Annotated in this window: 18 protein-coding genes; 12 read left to right on the top strand and 6 right to left on the bottom strand. The window is 71.5% G+C overall.

Annotation, left to right across the window (positions count from 1 at the left end):
* The first annotated feature begins 86 nt into the window (after positions 1 to 86).
* Genes ABD093_RS01380 through ABD093_RS01370 form a run of 3 tightly spaced genes read left to right on the top strand, consistent with a single transcriptional unit; the run spans position 87 to position 2,187 of the window.
* A complete protein-coding gene (locus ABD093_RS01380) occupies positions 87 to 521 on the top strand; it encodes a hypothetical protein (protein ID WP_193118960.1) in 435 nt (144 codons plus the stop codon).
* A complete protein-coding gene (locus tag ABD093_RS01375) occupies positions 518 to 1,807 on the top strand; it encodes an FUSC family protein (protein ID WP_343922015.1) in 1,290 nt (429 codons plus the stop codon). Before ABD093_RS01380 ends, ABD093_RS01375 begins: the two co-directional genes overlap by 4 nt.
* A 59-nt stretch (positions 1,808 to 1,866) precedes the next feature.
* Positions 1,867 to 2,187, top strand: a complete 321-nt coding sequence (locus ABD093_RS01370; protein WP_193118958.1) for a DUF2516 family protein — start codon at positions 1,867 to 1,869, stop codon at positions 2,185 to 2,187.
* Positions 2,188 to 2,298: 111 nt separating this feature from the next.
* Here ABD093_RS01370 and fbaA read toward each other — a convergent pair whose 3' ends face one another.
* From fbaA to ABD093_RS01355, 3 genes are all read right to left on the bottom strand, one after another.
* Complete coding sequence (gene fbaA, locus ABD093_RS01365) at positions 2,299 to 3,324, bottom strand: class II fructose-bisphosphate aldolase (RefSeq protein ID WP_343922014.1); 1,026 nt, start codon at positions 3,322 to 3,324, stop codon at positions 2,299 to 2,301.
* Between the two features lie 136 nt (positions 3,325 to 3,460).
* Positions 3,461 to 4,126 carry a TrmH family RNA methyltransferase gene (locus tag ABD093_RS01360; RefSeq protein ID WP_377802393.1) on the bottom strand — a complete coding sequence of 222 codons (666 nt, stop codon included), beginning with the start codon at positions 4,124 to 4,126 and terminating at the stop codon, positions 3,461 to 3,463.
* Between the two features lie 50 nt (positions 4,127 to 4,176).
* Entirely contained in the window at positions 4,177 to 4,878 is a 702-nt protein-coding gene (locus ABD093_RS01355) for a DedA family protein (RefSeq protein WP_343922013.1), read from the bottom strand.
* Between the two features lie 256 nt (positions 4,879 to 5,134).
* Here ABD093_RS01355 and ypfJ point away from each other — a divergent pair, with 256 nt between their 5' ends.
* Positions 5,135 to 6,085, top strand: a complete 951-nt coding sequence (gene ypfJ / locus ABD093_RS01350) for a KPN_02809 family neutral zinc metallopeptidase (RefSeq protein WP_193118218.1) — start codon at positions 5,135 to 5,137, stop codon at positions 6,083 to 6,085.
* Positions 6,086 to 6,179: 94 nt separating this feature from the next.
* On the opposite strand, the gene ABD093_RS01345 is transcribed toward ypfJ, so the two are convergent.
* Together ABD093_RS01345 and ABD093_RS01340 are read right to left on the bottom strand one after the other, a co-directional pair.
* Positions 6,180 to 6,791 (bottom strand): orotate phosphoribosyltransferase, encoded by a 612-nt coding sequence (locus ABD093_RS01345; protein ID WP_193107329.1) that lies wholly within the window; start codon positions 6,789 to 6,791, stop codon positions 6,180 to 6,182.
* Between the two features lie 76 nt (positions 6,792 to 6,867).
* A complete protein-coding gene (locus tag ABD093_RS01340; protein WP_193107330.1) occupies positions 6,868 to 7,716 on the bottom strand; it encodes an SDR family NAD(P)-dependent oxidoreductase in 849 nt (282 codons plus the stop codon).
* A 74-nt stretch (positions 7,717 to 7,790) separates the two neighbouring features.
* Between ABD093_RS01340 and ABD093_RS01335 the strand changes: the two genes are divergently transcribed.
* From ABD093_RS01335 to ABD093_RS01305, 7 genes are all read left to right on the top strand, one after another.
* The gene (locus tag ABD093_RS01335) at positions 7,791 to 8,591 is read left to right on the top strand and encodes an exodeoxyribonuclease III (RefSeq protein WP_193118219.1); all 801 of its coding nucleotides are present in this window, start codon (positions 7,791 to 7,793) and stop codon (positions 8,589 to 8,591) included.
* Between the two features lie 582 nt (positions 8,592 to 9,173).
* Positions 9,174 to 10,334 (top strand): septum site-determining protein Ssd, encoded by a 1,161-nt coding sequence (ssd, locus tag ABD093_RS01330; protein WP_193118220.1) that lies wholly within the window; start codon positions 9,174 to 9,176, stop codon positions 10,332 to 10,334.
* Positions 10,331 to 11,671 carry a TadA family conjugal transfer-associated ATPase gene (locus ABD093_RS01325; protein ID WP_193118221.1) on the top strand — a complete coding sequence of 447 codons (1,341 nt, stop codon included), beginning with the start codon at positions 10,331 to 10,333 and terminating at the stop codon, positions 11,669 to 11,671. The genes ssd and ABD093_RS01325 overlap by 4 nt, the downstream gene beginning before the upstream one ends.
* Positions 11,668 to 12,780 carry a type II secretion system F family protein gene (locus tag ABD093_RS01320; protein ID WP_343922012.1) on the top strand — a complete coding sequence of 371 codons (1,113 nt, stop codon included), beginning with the start codon at positions 11,668 to 11,670 and terminating at the stop codon, positions 12,778 to 12,780. Before ABD093_RS01325 ends, ABD093_RS01320 begins: the two co-directional genes overlap by 4 nt.
* Before the next feature lie 260 nt (positions 12,781 to 13,040).
* Positions 13,041 to 13,241, top strand: a complete 201-nt coding sequence (locus ABD093_RS01315; RefSeq protein ID WP_193118223.1) for a DUF4244 domain-containing protein — start codon at positions 13,041 to 13,043, stop codon at positions 13,239 to 13,241.
* On the top strand, positions 13,241 to 13,636 hold the full coding sequence (locus ABD093_RS01310; protein WP_343922011.1) for a TadE family type IV pilus minor pilin: 396 nt from the start codon (positions 13,241 to 13,243) through the stop codon (positions 13,634 to 13,636). Before ABD093_RS01315 ends, ABD093_RS01310 begins: the two co-directional genes overlap by 1 nt.
* Positions 13,633 to 14,007 (top strand): Rv3654c family TadE-like protein, encoded by a 375-nt coding sequence (locus tag ABD093_RS01305; protein ID WP_343922010.1) that lies wholly within the window; start codon positions 13,633 to 13,635, stop codon positions 14,005 to 14,007. The genes ABD093_RS01310 and ABD093_RS01305 overlap by 4 nt, the downstream gene beginning before the upstream one ends.
* Positions 14,008 to 14,018: 11 nt before the next feature.
* Here ABD093_RS01305 and ABD093_RS01300 read toward each other — a convergent pair whose 3' ends face one another.
* Positions 14,019 to 16,508, bottom strand: a complete 2,490-nt coding sequence (locus ABD093_RS01300) for a DEAD/DEAH box helicase (RefSeq protein ID WP_193118226.1) — start codon at positions 16,506 to 16,508, stop codon at positions 14,019 to 14,021.
* Positions 16,509 to 16,584: 76 nt separating this feature from the next.
* Here ABD093_RS01300 and ABD093_RS01295 point away from each other — a divergent pair, with 76 nt between their 5' ends.
* Entirely contained in the window at positions 16,585 to 18,324 is a 1,740-nt protein-coding gene (locus ABD093_RS01295) for a DUF7059 domain-containing protein (protein ID WP_343922009.1), read from the top strand.
* The last annotated feature ends 2 nt before the right edge of the window (positions 18,325 to 18,326 follow it).

The following is an 18,326-nucleotide window of genomic DNA, read 5'->3' as shown; positions in this document are numbered from 1 at the left end:
GCGTGCACGTCCCCACCACAGGATTCGCACGGCCCGGCCACGGCTTCCCCGAGCGCTCGTCACGCGGACCTGGAACAATGGATCGCATGAATGCACAGGGCGACCAGCAGGACTGGACCCGACACCGGCAGGAGGTGTTCGCGGTCAAGGAGCGAGCGCTGCACGCCGCCCGGCAGGCCGAGCACAAGAAGGCCACCGCGATCATCCGAGCGGCGATCGAGCAGTTCCGCGCGGCCGGCATCGCCCCGATCCCGCTGCGCGCGAAGCCCTACACCGGCTCCGGCAGCATCCGCACCGCGCTCGAGGGCTGGTACCTCAAGCAGGACCAGTCGCTGGCCGTGGACGCCGAGGGCCGGTACTACGTGATGCGGGTCGAGGGCGGGCTGCGGGCACGGCTGCAGGGCTCCTCCCCCGAGCCGACCCTCGCACCGCTGGTGGTAGGTCGCGGTGCACGCGACGGCGACACCTTCAACCTCGAGGACCTGCTGCAGATGCGGCTCGAGGATCCGGTGCGGCGATGAGCCCGAGCAGCGCCTCCCACCCGTCACGGCTCGAGCGGGCCCGCGGCGCGGTCGTCGGCTGGTTCAGCACCGGCCTGAGCCGCGGCCGCAATGACGTCCTGACCGTCGGCCGCGCCGCGGTCGCCGCCGCGCTCGCCTATGCGATCAGCGGCCTGCTCTGGAACCACGAGTTCCCCTTCTTCTCCTCGATCGTCGCCTTCATCATCATCGGCTTCGGCATCGAGAAGAAGATGCGCAAGATCGTCGAGATGGCCTCCGGGGTGATGTTCGGGGTGCTGCTGGGCGAGGTCGCCCGCTCCGTGATCGGATCCGGCACCTGGCAGATCCTCGTGGTCGTGTTCTGCGCCGGGATGACGGCACGCTTCATCGACAAGTCGAACCTCTTCGGCTTCCAGACCGCCATCCAGTCGCTGCTGGTGATGATCATGCCCATCACGCCCGGGATGACCCCGGGCGGCCGGGTGCTGGATGCCGTGACGGGTGTGGTGGTCGCGATCATCATCCATCTGCTGCTCTCCGGGGACCCGCGACGCCTGCAGAGCCGCGCCGCGATCTCCTTCTACCAGGAGCTGGAGGACACCCTCGTCTCGCTGGCCCTGGCCGCGCGCAGCGGCGACCGGGGCGTCGCCCAGGCGGCGCTGGTGTCGATCCGGGACACCTCCCAGAAGTACACCGATGAGTGGATGCTCGCGAACGACGTCGCCAACGAGATGGCGACCTTCTCCCCCACCGGGCTGCGCCATGCCGGCGACGTCGGGCGCCTCGAGCACCTGCTGATCGGCTCCGACCGGGCGATGCGCAACATGCGGGTGATCGCCCGACGGGAGACCGAGTTCCTCGATGCCGTGCACGGGGATGCGCACTCCACGCTGGCCGATGCGCTGCTGGCCGCACGCGATGCCGTCACGGAGCTGGCCGCCGCGGTCGCGCACGACGAGGTCGACTTCACCACGGCACGCCGCAAGCTGCGCCTGTTCTGCTCGTACCTGACTCCGGAGATGCTCCTGCGCAACGACGAGGGCGTCCGGCCCGGCCGCGCCGGGCACTTCGAGGGCGTGACCCTGGCGATCCAGCTGCGCTCCCTCGCGATCGACCTGCTGCAGGCGACCGGTCTGACCTCCGTCGAGGCCAAACAGTTCCTGCCGAGCCTGGTCGTCGCCGCCGATGGCGATGCGATCGGTCCGAGGCCGATGACGCAGGAGATGCGAGCCCTGGAGCCGCCGGCCACCACCGAGGCGATCGAGCTGCTGATCTCGGACCGCTCGGATCCGGACCGCCGACGCTGATCCGGGATCCGGGATCCGGGATCCGGGATCCGCCCAGCCGGCCCCCGTATCCTGATCCGATGGTCGCTGTCATCCAGATGTGGATCTTCCTCGTGCTCTCCCTGGCCCTGCTGGCTGTGGAGGTCTGGGCGTTCGTGAACGCCCTGCGCTTCCGCGCCGACGCCTACGTCGCCGCGAGCAAGCGCACCAAGGTGTTCTGGTGCGTCCTCACGGGCGTGGCCATGCTGCTCGGCTTCCTCTCGCTGCCCTATCCCATCGGCCGCGGCGGCACGTCGATGCTGTTCATGCTCATCGGGATCGTGATCGCCGGCGTCTTCCTCGCCGATGTGCTGCCCGCCCTGAAGCGAGTCATGGGGCGCGCCGCCGGCAACCGCTGGTGACCCCCGGCAGCTCGTCGCGAACTGCATGAGAGAGGACCCCGGAGCCGTGGCTCCGGGGTCCTCTCTCATGCGTCGTGCCGCCTGGCTGGAGGCGGCTCAGCTCATGGCTGCTCAGACGTGGGTGCCGGCCGAGCGAAGGTTCTCCGCCGCCTCGACCAGGCGTGCGGCCAGTCCGGCCTCAGCCTTCTTGCCCCAGGCGCGCGGGTCGTAGGCCTTCTTGTTGCCGACCTCGCCGTCGACCTTCATGACGCCGTTGTAGTTCTCGAACATGTGCGAGACCACCGGGCGGGTGAAGGCGTACTGGGTGTCGGTGTCGATGTTCATCTTGATGACACCGTTGTCGACGGCGGTCTGGATCTCCTCGATGGAGGAGCCCGAGCCGCCGTGCATGACGAGGTCGAACGGCATGTCCTTGCCGTACTCGGCGCCGACGGCCTTCTGGATGTCCAGCAGGATCGACGGGGTCAGCTTGACGTTGCCCGGCTTGTACACGCCGTGCACGTTGCCGAAGGTCAGGGCGGTCAGGTAGCGACCGCGCTCGCCCAGGCCGAGCTTCGCGGCCGTCTTCAGGCCGTCCTCGGGGGTGGAGAAGAGCTTGTCGCCATCGACATCGGCGACCACGCCGTCCTCCTCGCCGCCGACGACGCCGACCTCGATCTCGAGGATCTTCTTGGCCTCGACGGACTTCTCGAGCAGACGCTCGGCGATCTCGAGGTTCTCGTCGACCGGCACGGCGGAGCCGTCCCACATGTGCGACTGGAAGAGCGGGTTCAGGCCCTTCTTCACGCGGTTCTCGAGGTCCCACTCGATCAGGGGCTCGACCCAGGTGGGCAGAACCTCCTTGGCGCAGTGGTCCGTGTGGAGCGCGACGTTGATCGGGTAGTTCTTGGCGACCGCGTGCACGAACTCGGCGAGAGCGAGCGAACCGGCGATGCGGTCCTTGACGGTGGAACCGGAGAGGTACTCGGCGCCGCCGAAGGACACCTGGATGATGCCGTCGGTGTTCGCATCGCTGAAGCCCTGCAGGGCGGCGATGGCCGTCTGGGAGCTCGAGACGTTCACAGCCGGGTAGGCGAACTTGCCCGCCTTCGCGCGGTCGATCATCTCTGCGTACTGATCCGGGGTTGCGACTGCCATGGGGCATTCTCCTTCGCTGAAGAGGGTCTGAGACGACCGGCGGCGTGGAGTTGCCGCGCAGGGTCGTTCGATCGTGCCCATTGTTCCACAGTGCGCTGGGCGACCACCGGTCGGAGGTCCCTGGCGGACACCGCCCTCAGCGCAGGGGCAGGTCGGGGATCTCCGCGTGCTGCAGGATCCAGCTGTGCATCGCGATCGCCGCCGCCGCGGCCACGTTGATCGACCGCGTGGATCCGAACTGGGTGATGCCCACGACGAGGTCCGCGGCGTCCAGGATCTCGGCGCTCACTCCGGGGCCCTCCTGGCCCACCACCAGCAGGGCGTTGCGAGGCAGCGCCGTGCGCTCCAGGGGCATCGCCCCGGGCACCAGATCGATCACCACGAGGGGTCGCCCCTGCTCCCGGGCCCATGCGATGAGATGCGCGGCGTCGGGATGGTGGATCTCGTGCTGGTAGCGGTCGGTGACCATCGCGCCGCGCCGGTTCCAGCGACGTCGGCCGACGATGTGGAACGCCCCCACCGCGAAGGCGTTCGCCGTGCGCACCACCGAGCCGATGTTCGCGTCGTGCTCGAGGTTCTCGATCGCGACATGCAGCTCATGGCGATGGGTGTCGAGCTCGGCGATGATCGCCTCGCGCCGCCAGTACCGGAAATGGTCCTCGACGTTGCGCCGGTCGCCGGCGGCCAGGAGCTCGGGATCGAAGTGGTCGCCCTCCGGCCACGGGCGCGGGTGCGGGCCGACGCCGACCACGCGCTCGGAGGCCGACGGGATCTCGGAGGCCAGCTGGGGCTCGGGGGTCAGCGGCGACTCGGGGGATGGCTGGGGCTCGGGAGGCGTCCCGGACTCCGCAGTCACCGGGCCGCCCCGGAGCCCGGGTCGCCCTCGGCGCTCTCCTGCTCCTGCTCGTGCTCGAGGATCTCCTCGTCGGGGTCCGGGAGCCCGAGCTTGCGGCGCCGGACCTCGCGGCGGATGATCTGGACCGCGAACACCAGGATGATCAGGGCGATGATCGCGTAGACCACGTTGGAGAAGATGTCGGTGTAGGGCTCGATCACCGTCCAGTTGCTGCCCAGGTAGTACCCGAAGGTCACGAACACGGTGTTCCAGATGGCGCTGCCGGCGAGGGTGAGCAGGCTGAAGGTCCACAGCGGCATCGCATACAGGCCGGCCGGGATCGAGATCAGGGAGCGCACCCCGGGCACCATGCGGCCGAAGAAGATGGCCTTGTGCCCGTGCTTGTCCATGAAGTCGACGGTCTTGTCGTAGTCCTTCACGTGCAGCAGCGGCAGCTTGAGGAAGATGGTGCGCAGGCGCACCGGACCCAGCAGCCGGCCCAGTCCGTACAGCAGCCATGCCCCGGCCAGGGATCCGACGAGCGAGGCGATCAGCATCGCCCAGTAGTTGTGGTTCGGACCGGCCGCGGCCACGCCGGCCAGGGGCAGGATCACCTCGGACGGGATCGGCGGGAAGACGTTCTCGAGGAAGATCAGCAGGCCCACACCCAGGGCGCCGAGGGTGTCCATGGTGCTGACAGCCCAGTCGACGATGTTCATGCAGATCTCCTCCGTGTGCGGACCGGCCATCAGCGGCGGATCGGTCGTGGCGGCGTACCGGGAGCGGGGTGCCGCCGAACGCCTGGTCGGATGCTCCGGCCGGCGTCACGTCGCCTCGCGCGGAGCAGGGTGCCGCCCCGCCACCCATGCTAGATGCGGAAAATCCTCTGACGTGGCACCGCATGCCCGGTTGCGCAGGACCTTCACGAATACTGTTCCGCCTGACCACGGCGCCGCCGCGGTCTACTCTGTCGCCATGACCTTCAACCCGAACGCGGAGATCCGCTCAGATAACGTCTCCCGCGCAGGTGGCGGCGGGGGAGGTGGTGGTTTTCGCCCCGGCGGTTTCCGCCCTGGGGGCCGCGGGCGCGGCGGCCTGAAGCTCGGCGGCGGCGGCGGTTGCGTGCTGGTCGTGATCCTGGTGATCTACATCGTCATGGGCGGCAACCCGCTCGATCTGCTCGGTGGATCCGATCCCACGACCACCCAGCAGGGCCCGGTCGCCGAGGGCGGTGCCCTGGAAGAGTGCCAGACCGGCGAGGACGCCAACCAGCGCGACGACTGCCTGGTGCAGGCGACCGTCGAATCCGCGGACTCCCTGTGGGCACAGCTCGCCCCGGAGTCCGGCATCGATTTCGTCGAGCCCACGGGCGCGATCTTCGACAGCACGGTCCAGACCGGGTGCGGTGCGGCGACGGCGGACGTCGGCCCGTTCTACTGCCCCGCCGACTCGACCCTGTACGTCGACGTCTCCTTCTTCGACTCCCTGAGCTCGCAGTACGGGGCCGACGGCGGCCAGCTGGCGAAGATGTACGTCGTGGCCCACGAGTACGGCCATCACATCCAGAACCTGTCCGGCACGATGGATGGGCTGGATCGTCAGAGCACGGGGCCGCAGTCCGACGGCGTGCGGCTCGAACTCCAGGCCGACTGCTACGCCGGGGTCTGGGCGAATCACGCCTCGACCTCCACCGACGACAACGGCCAGACGATGCTGTCCCCGCTCACCGAGGACGACATCGACTCCGCGCTGTCCGCGGCGAGCGCGGTGGGCGATGACCACATCCAGGGTGACGTCGCCGGTGGCGAGGTCCGCCCGGAGACCTGGACCCACGGCTCCTCGGAGCAGCGACGGGCGTGGTTCACCACCGGCTATCAGGAGGGCACCGTGGCATCCTGCGACACCTTCTCCGCCGATCAGGTCTGAGGGACCCGCTGGGCGGGTGCGAGCCGCTGGACAGACGAGAGCCGCTGGACAGACGAGACCTGCTGGGCAGGCGCGATCTGCTGGACCGGCGCGGTCAGATCTCCAGCTCGGAGATGTCGTAGGCGTAGAGGTAGCGGTACCCGGCGGCCTCGACGGCCTCACGGGACGCCTCGGAACGGTGCACGATCACCGCGACCGCGGCGATGTCCGCACCGGCCTCGGTGAGCGCCTCACAGGCGGTCAGCACGCTGCCGCCGGTGGTGGAGGTGTCCTCGACGGCGATGACCCGACGCCCGGAGACCTCGGGGCCCTCGATGCGACGCTGCAGGCCGTGGGCCTTGTTGGCCTTGCGCACCACGAAGGAGTCCAGCGGGGCGCCCGAGCCGCCCGCTGCGGCGTCGTAGGCGGACGCATGCATGATCGAGGTGGCGACGGGATCCGCGCCGAGGGTGAGCCCGCCGACGGCCTCGACGCCGGGCACGAGGCCCTCGCGGCGCAGCAGATCCAGCATCACGCGACCCACGAGCGGAGCCGCCTCATGGTGCAGGGTGATGCGGCGCAGGTCGACGTAGTGGTCGGCCTCGGCGCCCGAGGAGAGGATGACGTGACCGCGCACCACGGCGAGGTCACGGATCAGCTCGCGCAACCGCTCACGCGCGACATCGATCGGGGCGGACGGGTCAGGAGCTGAGGTGGTCTGGCGCATACGGACAGGATAATGGACCGTGCCGCCTCCCCTCCTGTCGACCGTCCGCCCTGTGCCTAGTCCTTATGCCTCGTCCTCATGTCTCGTCGTCCCGCTGCCACGGCGCCCGGAGCGCGCGGCGGGACGCCTTCCGCTGGGACTGGAGCACTGCCCGCTGCTGGAACCGGCGGTACCAGTTCGGGGAGGTCATCGCCCGGATGAGCGGCCTGGGCGCGATCCGGGAGAACTCCCCGGCGGTCCGGTACTTGACCGAGGGGATCGACAGCACGGTGCCCTTGGCGGTGTCCTTGAGGGCCTGCTCGACCACGAACGGCGCCTTCAACCAGGTGACGCGGGGCATGCCGTCCATGGACATCGCGGCGCGCTCATGGAACTCGGTCTGCACGAATCCGGGCAGCAGGGCCGTGGCGGTGACGCCCGTACCCTTGAGCTCCATCGCGAGCGACTCGGTGAAGACGGTGACCCAGCTCTTGGAGGCGGCGTACGGGCCGGCTGTCGTATAGCCCGCCAGCGAGCTCACGTTGAGGATCGCGCCGCGCCGCCGCTGCACCATGGTGCGGGCTGCGGCATGGGAGAGCACCAGGACAGCCTTCATGAGGGTGTCCATCTGCTTCTCATGGTCCTCGACCCCGATGTCGAGGAAGCCTCCGCGCAGTCCGTAGCCGGCGTTGTTGATCAGCAGATCGATCCGGTCGACGGGATCGGTGAGACGGACCGCGACCCGCTCCAGCCGCTCCCGTTCCGAGAGGTCCGCGGGGAGGATCTCGACACGGACGTCGTGGACGTCGCGGATCTGCTCGGACACAGCATGGAGCCGGTCCTCATCCCGTGAGACCAGCACGAGATCATGACCTGTGCCTGCCAGCTGCCAGGCGAATTCCAGACCCAGTCCTGATGTCGAACCGGTCACGAGTGCGCGCGCCATGGGCATATCTTACGACTGCCCGGAGCGTCCCGAGGCCCGCTCTGCACCGTCCCGCGCCCCGTAGGATCGTGGGCATGCGTATCGCCACCTGGAACATCAACTCGCTGCGGGCACGGATGGACCGTGTGCTCGCCTTCCTGGAGCGTCACGAGGTCGACGTCCTCGCTCTGCAGGAGACCAAGGCCAAGCCCGAGCAGCTGGACCTCACGGCGCTGCAGGACGCCGGGTACGAGGTCAGCGCTCATGGCCTGAACCAGTGGAACGGGGTCGCCCTGATCTCGCGCGTCGGCCTGAGCGACGTGCAGACCCAGCTGCCGGCGGTCCCCAGCTATCCCGAGGACGAGACTGGGGTGGTCGAGGCCCGCGCGCTCAGCGGGGTCGTCGGCGACGGGCTGCGGATCTGGTCGCTGTACGTGCCCAACGGCCGCGAGGTGGACCATCCCCACTACGCGTACAAGCTGCGATGGCTGGAGGCGCTGCGCGCCGAGGGCGAGCGCGAGCTCACCGCCGATGAGGCCTCCCGCACCGTGCTGGTGGGCGACTTCAACGTAGCCCCGCTCGACGAGGACGTGTGGGACATGGACGCCTTCGAGGGGAAGACGCACGTCACCGAGCCCGAGCGGTCGGCGTTCCGCTCGATCGTCGACGCCGGCTACGCCGACGTGGTACGACCTGACCACGAGGGCCCCGGCGTCTACACCTACTGGGACTACCAGGCGCTGCGGTTCCCGAAGAAGGAAGGGATGCGCATCGATTTCGTGCTCGGCTCCCCGGCGGTGCAGTCGGCGGTGACCGGATCCTTCATCGACCGCGAAGAGCGCAAGGGCAAGGGCGCCTCGGACCACGCGCCCGTCGTGGTCGATCTGGATCTCTGAGACATGGACTTCTGAGACGGAGCGGAACCGGGCTCACAGAGCGGTGAGCCCGGGACGCCGCCCGCGGGTTCGGACGCCGCCCGCGGCCCCAGGAGGCCCGTGGCGGGTTCGAGAGGCGGTCCGTGAATCCGGCGCCGACCGTGAGCTCGAGGAGCCCTGTCTCTGGCGGGCACTGACTCCGCGCGGTACGGCCGGGCGTCGCCTTCGCGGCAGGGCCTCGCCGTGATGCCAGGGCGTCGCCCTGAGGGGCGGCGGAATCGCCCGGCGCAGAATGATGGAGCGGTGTCGCGATCACTCGCGACACCGCTCCGCACGATCCGTGAGCATCGGTATCAGGCGTGCAAAGTGTTTGGCTGCGGTGGCGCTTTCGACGCCTCACAGCCGGTCCGTTGCGGGGACCAGTCGCACGTGGGTTCCGGTGCCGGTATTCGTGTTGTGCAGATCACACTACGCTGGACTTGAGGGGCACGCAAGCCCTCGGCCCCGGTGTCCCTCCGCCGTCCTTTCCTCCCCAGAGGGTGGTTGTCCACCGCCGTTGGGCCAGCCCTGCACAGAGCACCGCAGGGCGTCCACGATGACGGCATGACCAGCACCTCAGCACCATCTCGACGAGCCATCGCGTCCGCTTCCGAGGTGCTCGACAGCGGCGCGAGAGCGATCCCTGCGGGCGCACCGACCGGCAGCCCGGTGCGCCGGCCCGCACGCTTCCCCGGAGCCTCACCGACCCCTCCCGCCTCGGCCGACGGGGCTGCTCCGCGAGCGCTCTGGGTCGGCGCGGATCCGGCCTTGCAGGAGCTGGTCCGCGACCACGCCACCGCCGTCGGCATCGAACTCCTCGACACCGCCGGAGACGCTGCGGTGAGGTGCCTGGTGACCGACGACGTCGCGCTCGGAGGGGACACGGCACCCGCCGCCCCGGGCCGCCTCCCCCTGCTGGTGGTGACCTCGCAGACCGACGTGCCCCGCGCACTGTGGGAGCGGGCGCTGGCCGCCGGTGCCCGCGCCGTGCTCGCCCTCCCTGACGGCTCCGAGGAGCTTCTCTCCCAGCTGACCGAGCTCGCCCGGCCTCGCGCGGCCTCCACGGTGATCGCCGTGGCAGGTGGATGCGGCGGCGCCGGCACCTCGAGCTTCGCCGCCCGGCTGGCGGCTGCGGCACGGCCCTCCGGACCCGTCGTCCTGATCGATGCGGACCCTCTGGGAGGAGGCCTCGACCTCCTGGTCGAGGGCACCGACGCGTCCGGCATCTCCTGGGAGGACGCGGCCGGCCTCGGTCCGGACGACGGGGTCGCGCTGCGGGACGGTCTTCCGCAGATCGACGAGATCGGGCTGCTGGGATCCCGGGCCCAGCTCGGGCCGGAACCGCCCGCCCTGTCACGCGTCCTCTCCGCGCTGACCCCGCTCGGGGGAACCGTCGTCGTGGACCTGGCCGACGCCCTGGTGCCGGTCGCGGCAGAGCATGCCGATCACCTCCTCCTGGTCGTCCCGGCCTCCGATCATGCGGTGCGTGCCGCCGCGCGCAGGCTGCGTACCTGGCGCCTCCCCGACGCCATCACCCAGGTGGTCGTGCGCCGACGGGGACCTCTGACCCCTGCCGAGGTCGCCGATGACCTCGCGCTCCCGCTGGCGGCCTCCTTCCGCGACGGCCCACGGGGCGCCGTACCGCTGCTCGACGTGCGCCGTCGAGGCGCCGACCGGGCAGCGCGCCGGCTGCTGCAGCGCCTGCTCGCGGAGAGCCGGTCATGAGCCCGGCGACGAGGGTCGGTCCTGATCAGGCACTCGCACCTCTCATAGATCTCGTCCGTGAGGACCTGGTCCGCAGCCCAGGAGTGGTCGACGTCCCGCGCGTCGCTCAGGCTCTTCGCCGCCAGGGCAGGGTCCTCGGCGCGGCCGCGACCCTCGATCTCACCGCCCGCATCCGCGACCACATCGATGGGCTCGGCCCACTGCAGCCCCTGGTCTCCGCCGGGGTCACCGACCTCCTGGTCAACGACGACGGGTCGGTCTGGATCGACGATGCGGACGGGTTGCATGCTGCCGATCTGCACCTGGGCCCACAGCAGGCCCGCGATCTCGCAGTGCGCCTGGCCACCTCCGGAGGTCGCCGCCTGGACGACGCCGTGCCCTGGGTGGATGCGCATCTGCCCTCGGGGATCCGCCTCCACGCTGTGCTCCCGCCGCTGTCTCCCGGTGGTGCGATCGTGTCGCTGCGCCTGCCCGGCGGCGACGCGCTCGATCTCGAAGCGCTCGAGGCGCTCGGCGCCTTCGGCACGCACGGCCGGGACGTGCTGCTCGCGATCATCGCCTCTCGCCTCCCGTTCCTGGTCACCGGAGGAACCGGGACCGGGAAGTCCACGCTGCTGGCCGCCATGCTGCGAGAGGTCCCGCACGGCGAGCGGATCGTCGTGGTCGAGGACGTGCTGGAACTGGCCGTGGATCATCCGCACGTCGTGCACCTGCAGTCCCGTCATGCGAACAGCGAAGGCGCGGGAGCCGTGGACCTCGTCGCCCTGGTGCGTCAGAGCCTGCGCATGAGACCGGACCGGATCGTGCTCGGCGAGTGCCGGGGCGCCGAGATCCAGGAGCTGCTGCAAGCCCTGAACACCGGCCACGAGGGAGGCTGCGGCACGGTCCACGCCAACACGGCGCACGACGTCCCCGCCCGTCTGGAGGCCCTCGGCGCCCTGGGCGGGCTGGACCGCAGCGCCCTCGCCGCACAGGTCGCGAGCGCTCTCGAGGTCGTGATCCACCTCGGCCGCCGCACGGGGCGGCGGGTCCTGGAAGAGATCGCCCTGCTCCATCGCGCCGACGACGGCATGCTCCGGGCGACCACCGCCTGGCACATGGACGGCGCGGAGCTCCGGGACGGCCCGGCCGCCTCGGCGCTCGCGGCCCGGCTCGGCCGCACCGCCCCGGAGCACGGGCCGGCTCGACCCGAGACGCCGACGAGCCCCACGGCATCCGGCCTGTCCTCGCTCCCGGAGCTCGACGCGCGAACCGGTGACGTCCACGAGGGCGCTCACGAGGGCGCCCAGGGGACATCGGCCCATGGGTCCCACCGCTCCGGCAGGAGAGCGGCATGACCCTCCTCCTGGCTCTCACGGTGCTGGCTCTCCTCACCACGCTCGCGGTGGCCTGGGGCGCCGCTCCCCCGCCCCTCGCCATCGGGCCCCGGGCCCGACCGGGGCGGAACCGGCGGGCAGCCGCCGGGCGCCTCGAGGTCGCCAGGATGGTGGAGCAGCTGGCCACGGTGATCAATTCCGGCGCCGGTCTCCGGCAGGCATGGAGCGCCGTCGCCCGCTCGCTCCCAGCGGGCGAGCTGACCGACCTGGCACGTGCGGCGGGCGCCGGCGCCGACCCTCGACGCGCCGCCACAGGCACTCTGGCCTCCTCCGAGGCGATCAGCTCCCTGGGCGCTGCGCTCGCCGTGGCCGAACGCACCGGCGCGCCCACCTCCGGACTGCTGCAGAGCCTGGCGGAGGCCCTGCGCGACCTGCACGATGCCGCCCAGGCACGCCGCAGCGCCTTCACTGGCCCGCGGTCCACGGCCCGGATCCTGCTCGTCCTGCCTCTGGCCGGTCTCGGGCTGGGCATGCTGCTCGGGGGTGATCCGCTGCGCCTGCTGATCGACTCGCCCGCCGGGAACCTGCTGGGTGCTCTCGGCATCGCGCTGACGGGCCTGGGGTGGTGGTGGATGCAGCGGCTGATCCGTCGGGCCGATCCCCCGTCGACGGAGCGTGTGGATCCCTCGGTGGTGCTCGAGCTGATCGCCGGGGCGCTGGAATCCGGGCTGCCGCTGGCGCGCTCCGTCCGCTCGGTCGCCCAGGCCCTCGCTGCTGGGCCCGACGCCGAATCGCTCACCCGAGCGGCGACGGCCCTCGAGGCCGGGCTCGCCCCCGAGCTCGCCACAGCGGACCTGCCCCCGGAGTTCGCCGCGCTCAGAGAATCCGCGATCCTCGCCGAATCGGCTGGCGCCGACCTCTCCCGGGTGCTGCGCTCCGCCGCCCGGGACGCCCGCCGGGGCCGGGCCCGGGACTCCGAGGTGCGAGCGGCCCAGCTCGCGGTGCGCCTCGTCCTGCCCACCGGGGTGGCGCTGCTTCCCGCCTTCGTGGTCCTCGGGATCATCCCGACGGTGATCTCCCTGCTCGGGGGCACTATCGCCCTCACCACGACGGGAGGCACCCCGCTATGAGCCGGGCGTCCACCCGGCCCGTGCCCTGCCCTTGCTCTGCCCCTTCTCGCCCCGCCGAGCGCTCCGTCGTGTGCGCCATCGCGCACCCCGCCGTGCGCTCCGTCGTGAGCAGGGCTCCCTCCGTGCGTCGGTCCCTTCCCGGGTCGACGCCGGGCAGCCACGGCTGCCTACCCGGACCGCCATACGACGGTCCGAACCGAGCGGCGCCCGCCGCTCGCCACCGGGCGGTGCCCACCGCCCACGAAGAGTAGGAGAACACCATGTCCGCCACGAAGAACCGGATGCGCCGCTCCCTCGATCGCGTGATGCGCGACGAGACCGGCGCCTCCACCGCGGAGTACGCCATCACGGTCCTCGCCGCGTGCGGGTTCGCCGCTGTCCTGGTCGCGCTGCTGGCCTCCGGAGAGGTGCGCGAGCTCCTGATGGGCATCATCACCTCTGCGCTGTCGATGGGGTCGTGATGCCGCGGTCCGCCCGGTCGTCCCGTCTGCGGGACGACCGGGGGTCCGCCACGGCGGAGACGGCGATCGTGCTGCCCGTCGTGGTGATGATGGTCGTCGTCATCCTGCTCGCCGGTGCCGGGCTCGGGGCACAGCTCCGTCTCGAGAGCGCCGCCCGAGGGGCCGCACGCGAGATGGCTCGTGGGGAGGACTCTGCTGCTGCGGTCGCCACGGCGCAGCGGATCGGCGGGCCCGGCACGCAGGTGCAGATCTCCGGTGCCGGGGCATGGGTACGGGTGGACACCTCCCGCTCGCTCGAGGCCCCCTCCGGCTATCTCGGCGGGGCCCACTGGGAGCTGAGCGCTGACGCCGAAGCACGCCGGGAGCCACATCTGATCAGCGGCGGTGACGGATGAGCACGGGCGCGGCCGGAGTGCTCGCCTGGACGGGGGCCGCCACCGCGGTGGTGGCCGGGCTGTCCCTCCTGGGCACCGGCACCGTGGCGCACTCACGCGCCGTGACGGCTGCGGACCTCGCCGCGCTGGCAGGGGCCGACTCCCTGGCCGCCGCCAGCGGCGAGCCATGCGCGATCGCCGCCGAGGCCGCCACCCGCAACGGCGCCCAGTTGCTGCAGTGCGAGCTGCGCGAGTGGGATGTGCTCGTGCAGGTCCAGGTCGAGGCGTCCCCGCTGCCCCCCGCGACCGCCCACGCCCGCGCCGGCCCAGGACCCAGCCCCAGCCCCGGCCCAGGCCCTACGGATCTTCCCGTCTCGCGAGACCAGCCATGAGCCCGGCGACCTCAGGGATGGAGCAGGCCCAGCAGGCGTTCGGCCTCACGCTTCGACAGCGGCTCGTTGCCGTTGCCGCACTTCGGGGACACCACGCAGGCGGGGCAGCCCGCCTCGCACCCGCACTCGGAGATCATGTCGGCCGTCGCCCGCAGCCAGGCATCGGCGTCATCGGCCCCGCGCTCGGCGAAGCCTGCTCCACCGGGCGCGCCGTCATAGACGAAGATCGTCGGCTCCCCGGTGTCCTCGTGCAGGGCGGCGGAGAGCCCGCCGATGTCCCAGCGGTCGCAGGTCGCCAGCAGCGGGAGCATCGAGATCGCCGCATGCTCGGCGGCATGCAGGGCGCCGGGCAGCTCCTCCCCGGGGATCTCCGCGCTGTCGGTGGTCGTCCGCGGGATCACCCACCACACCGCCTTCGTGGTGAGGGTGCGCGGGGGCAGGTCCAACGGGTGCTGGGCGAGCACAGCCTGGGTGAACACGTCCCGCACCTGATAGCCGGTGACCTGATCGGTGACATCCACCGTGCCGAAGCACAGCTGCACCCCACCGGACCACTCGACCTCACGGTCCGTCTGCCGGATGCGCACGGTGGACGTCGACTGCGGGTGGGTGGAATGCAGGGGGTCCTCCCGGTGCACGAAGGCGACCGCGCGCTCCACGTCGAGATGATTGACCACATAGCTCGTGCGCTGGTGGAGATAGACGGCGCCGTCGTGGACCTGGGTATGGGCGCTCGCCGCATCGACGGTGCCGAGCAGGGTGCCGCTGGACTCCTCGACGATCCGCACCGGCTCCCCGCCGCTGCCTCGCAGATCGGTGAGCTCGTGGGCGGATTCAGTCATCGTCCAGAACCAGCCCGTGGGTCGCGCCCGCAGCACGCCCCGGGCCGCCAGCGTGGTCAGCAGCTCCCGCGCGCTCGGGCCGAAGATGCCCTCCTCCCCGTCCCGGATGGCGAGCTCGGAGGCGGCGGCGCACAGATGGGGCGTCATCACGTAGGGGTTGCCCGGATCGAACACCGCCGCCTCCACCTCTGCGCCGAAGACGGTCTCGGGATGGTGGACGACGTACGTGTCCAGCGGGTCCTCTCGCGCCACGAACAGCGCCAGCGCGCCGCCGTCACGATCCTGGCGTCGGCCGGCGCGGCCGAACTGCTGCCACAGGGAGGCGCGGGTCCCGGGCCAGCCGGCGATCACCACCGCGTCCAGGCCCGCGATGTCGATCCCCAGCTCGAGGGCATTCGTCGAGGCCAGGGCCTTCAGCTCCCCGGAGCGCAGGGAGTCCTCCAGCTCCCGGCGCTCACGTGCCAGGTACCCGCCGCGGTACGCCGCCACCCGTCGGGCGCTGTCCGCCAGCTGCGGGGAGAAGGTGTGCTCGGCCTTCTGCTCGAGCAGACGCCGCGCGCCGCTGGAGACCAGCTCCGCCCCGCGCCGGGAGCGTGCGAAGACGAGAGTCTGGACGTCCCGTTCGACGAGGTCGGCCAGCAGCGCGCCGGCCTCGCTGGTGGCCGAGCGCCGCAACGGCTCCTCGGACGAGCGCCGACGCGTGCCGCCCGTCGCCGAATCGTCCTCCGGGTCAGTGCCCGCATCCACCTCTGTGTCCGCACCCGCTCCCGCGCGCAGGTCCGTGCCCCCGTCATCCACACGTCCGGCGGTCATCGGACCCCGCCCGTCGACGCGGGCGATCGTCCCCGGCTCCCAGAGGCCGATCGTCAACCCGGCCCGCGGGGAGCCGTCCTCGGTCACCGCGGTGACGTCCTGACCGATCAGCCTGCTCGCCGACAGCTCCGGGGTCGCGGTCGTCGCGGAGGCGAGGATGAACGTGGGCTCGGCCCGGTAGTGGGCGGCGATCCGGCGAAGGCGCCTCACCACCATCGCCACGTGGCTGCCGAACACGCCCCGATAGCTGTGGCACTCGTCGATGACCACATAGCGCAGCGCACGGAAGAAGCTCGCCCACTGCTCATGGCCGGGGAGGATCCCGAAGTGCAGCATGTCGGGGTTCGTCAGCACGATGGTGCCGTGCCGGCGCACCCACCGCCGCTGCTCGGTCGGGGTGTCCCCGTCATACACCGCGACGCGGGCGTCACGGATGCCCGCCCCGTCGGCCATGGCGGTGATGTTGGTGAGCTGATCGGCGGCGAGCGCCTTCGTGGGCGAGAGGTAGAGCACGGTCGAGCGGCGCGCCGACGGCTCCAGCTCCCGCGCCCCGACAGCCGTGAGCGCGGGCAGCAGATAGGCGAGGGACTTGCCGGAGGCGGTCGCCGTGGCGAGGACCACGTTCGTCCCGTCATGGGCGAGCTGCGCCGCCTGCTCCTGGTGGATCCACGGAGCGGTGATCCCGCGCTCGGCCAAGTGCTCGAGCAGGCGAGGGTCGGTCCAGTCGGGGAAGCTGCCCTGCCGCCCGGGCCTCGCAGGGCGCTGCTCGACGTGGGTGAGGCAGCTGCGACGGGTCAGGGGGCCGGTGAGATCGGTCAGGAGCTCAGACGCTCTGCCTGCCCGCATCGACTCCTCATTCCCTGTGCATTTCCCACACCTGCGCTCCGTTCCGGAGGCAGGCGGCTGGGGCACAATCGTAGCCATGTCCCCCGACATCTCCACCGCACCCCCGCAGGCGCTGCCCGACCAGGTCGCCGCCCTGCGCGCCGACCTCCGTGCGGCCCGTTACACCGTCGCGGCCACGGAGTCCCTCCTGGGCCCTGTCGCGCTCGCCGCGCTGCGCCGCGAGAACCCCATCCCCGCGCGACGTGCACTGGCCACGCAGTCGGATCCGGCCGCCGTGCTGTTCCGGCTGTTCATCCTCGGAGACGCCGTCACCTGCTCCCTCGTCCGCGCGGTCCTGCCCACCCTCGGGGCGGACGGTGCGCTGCAGCTGGGGCTCGTCGGCCCAGCGGCGCTCGCCGCCCCTCGGGGCGAGGACGATCGCGAGGCCGGCGAGCCCGACGAGACCGACGAGACCGACGACCCCGACGACCGCGACAGCCCGCTGCGCGCACTGGTCGATCTCGCGCCGTACTCCGCGAGCGACGACGTCGGCGAGATCTCCTGGTGGATCGCCTCGGACCTCTCCGAGCTGGCCACCGGCCGCGCCCTGGGCCCGGAGCATGTGCTGGGGGTCGGCGGCGCCTCGCTGACGCTCGCGCGGATCACGCCGCGAGTCGCGGTGGGCCGCGTGCTGGATCTCGGCTGCGGCGGCGGCATCCAGGCGCTGCACGCCTCCCGCCACGCCGAGCACGTGGTCGCGACCGACCTCTCCGAGCGCGCCCTCGCCTTCGCCGCCTTCAACGCGGCCCTCAACGAGGTCGACCTCGAGCTGCGTCAGGGCTCCCTGCTGGACCCCGTGGCGGGAGAGACCTTCGACCTCATCGTCTCCAACCCGCCCTTCGTGATCACCCCGCGGCGTGCGGCGGCAGTGCCGGAGCACGAGCACGAACACGAACACGAACACGAACACGAGCCGGCAGCCCCCGGGACGACCTGGACCTACCGCGACGGGGGCCGCGCCGGCGACACCCTGCTCGCCGAGCTGCTCACCGGCCTGCCCGTGCACCTGGCACCGGGCGGCAGCGCCGTGATGCTCGGCAACTGGGAGATCCCCCACGGCGGCGACTGGGACGAGCACCCCCGCGCCTGGCTCGCCGCCGCCTCGGCGGACGGCGTGGACTCGTGGGTGATCCAGCGCGAGCAGGAGGACCCCGCCCAGTACGCGGAGACCTGGGTCCGCGACGGCGGCGTCACCGACCGCGATCCCCGCTGGTCGGACCTCCAAGGAGCCTGGCTCGACGACTTCGCCGGACGGGACGTCGAGGGCATCGGCTTCGGCTACCTCCTGCTGCGCCGACCGGCCGGCCCCGATGCTGCGGTCTCGGACACCGCCGGCACCGACTCTCCGGGGTCCCACAGCACAGCGCCGCGCCCGGGTGTGCTGCGCACCGAGGAGGCCACCGGCACCGGGACCGGGACTCTCGGCGTGCACCTGGCCGAGAGCTTGCGCGCACTCGACGTCCTGCACGAGATGGACGACGACTCCCTCGCCGCGCGCCGACTGGTCCGCGCCGACGACGTCGTCGAACGCCGTCACCTCACCCCCGGCCAATGGGACCCGATGCTCATCGAGCTCGTCCAGGGCGCGGGCTTCGCCCGCACCGTCCGGGCCGACCAGGTTCTCGCCGGGGTCGTCGGCGCCCTCGATGGGACTCTCACCCTCGCCCAGGTGCTCGCCGCCGTGTGCGCCCTCACCGATGCGGACCCCGACGAGGCACGGGACCAGGTGCTCCCGGTCGTGCGCGACCTCGTCCGCACCGGGATGGTCCAGCTGTGAAC

Source organism: Brachybacterium tyrofermentans, assembly GCF_039526165.1.
Classification (GTDB): Bacteria; Actinomycetota; Actinomycetes; order Actinomycetales; family Dermabacteraceae; genus Brachybacterium; species Brachybacterium tyrofermentans.
Note: the sequence above shows the minus strand (reverse complement) of the source record. Positions and strands in the feature narration are given on the sequence as shown.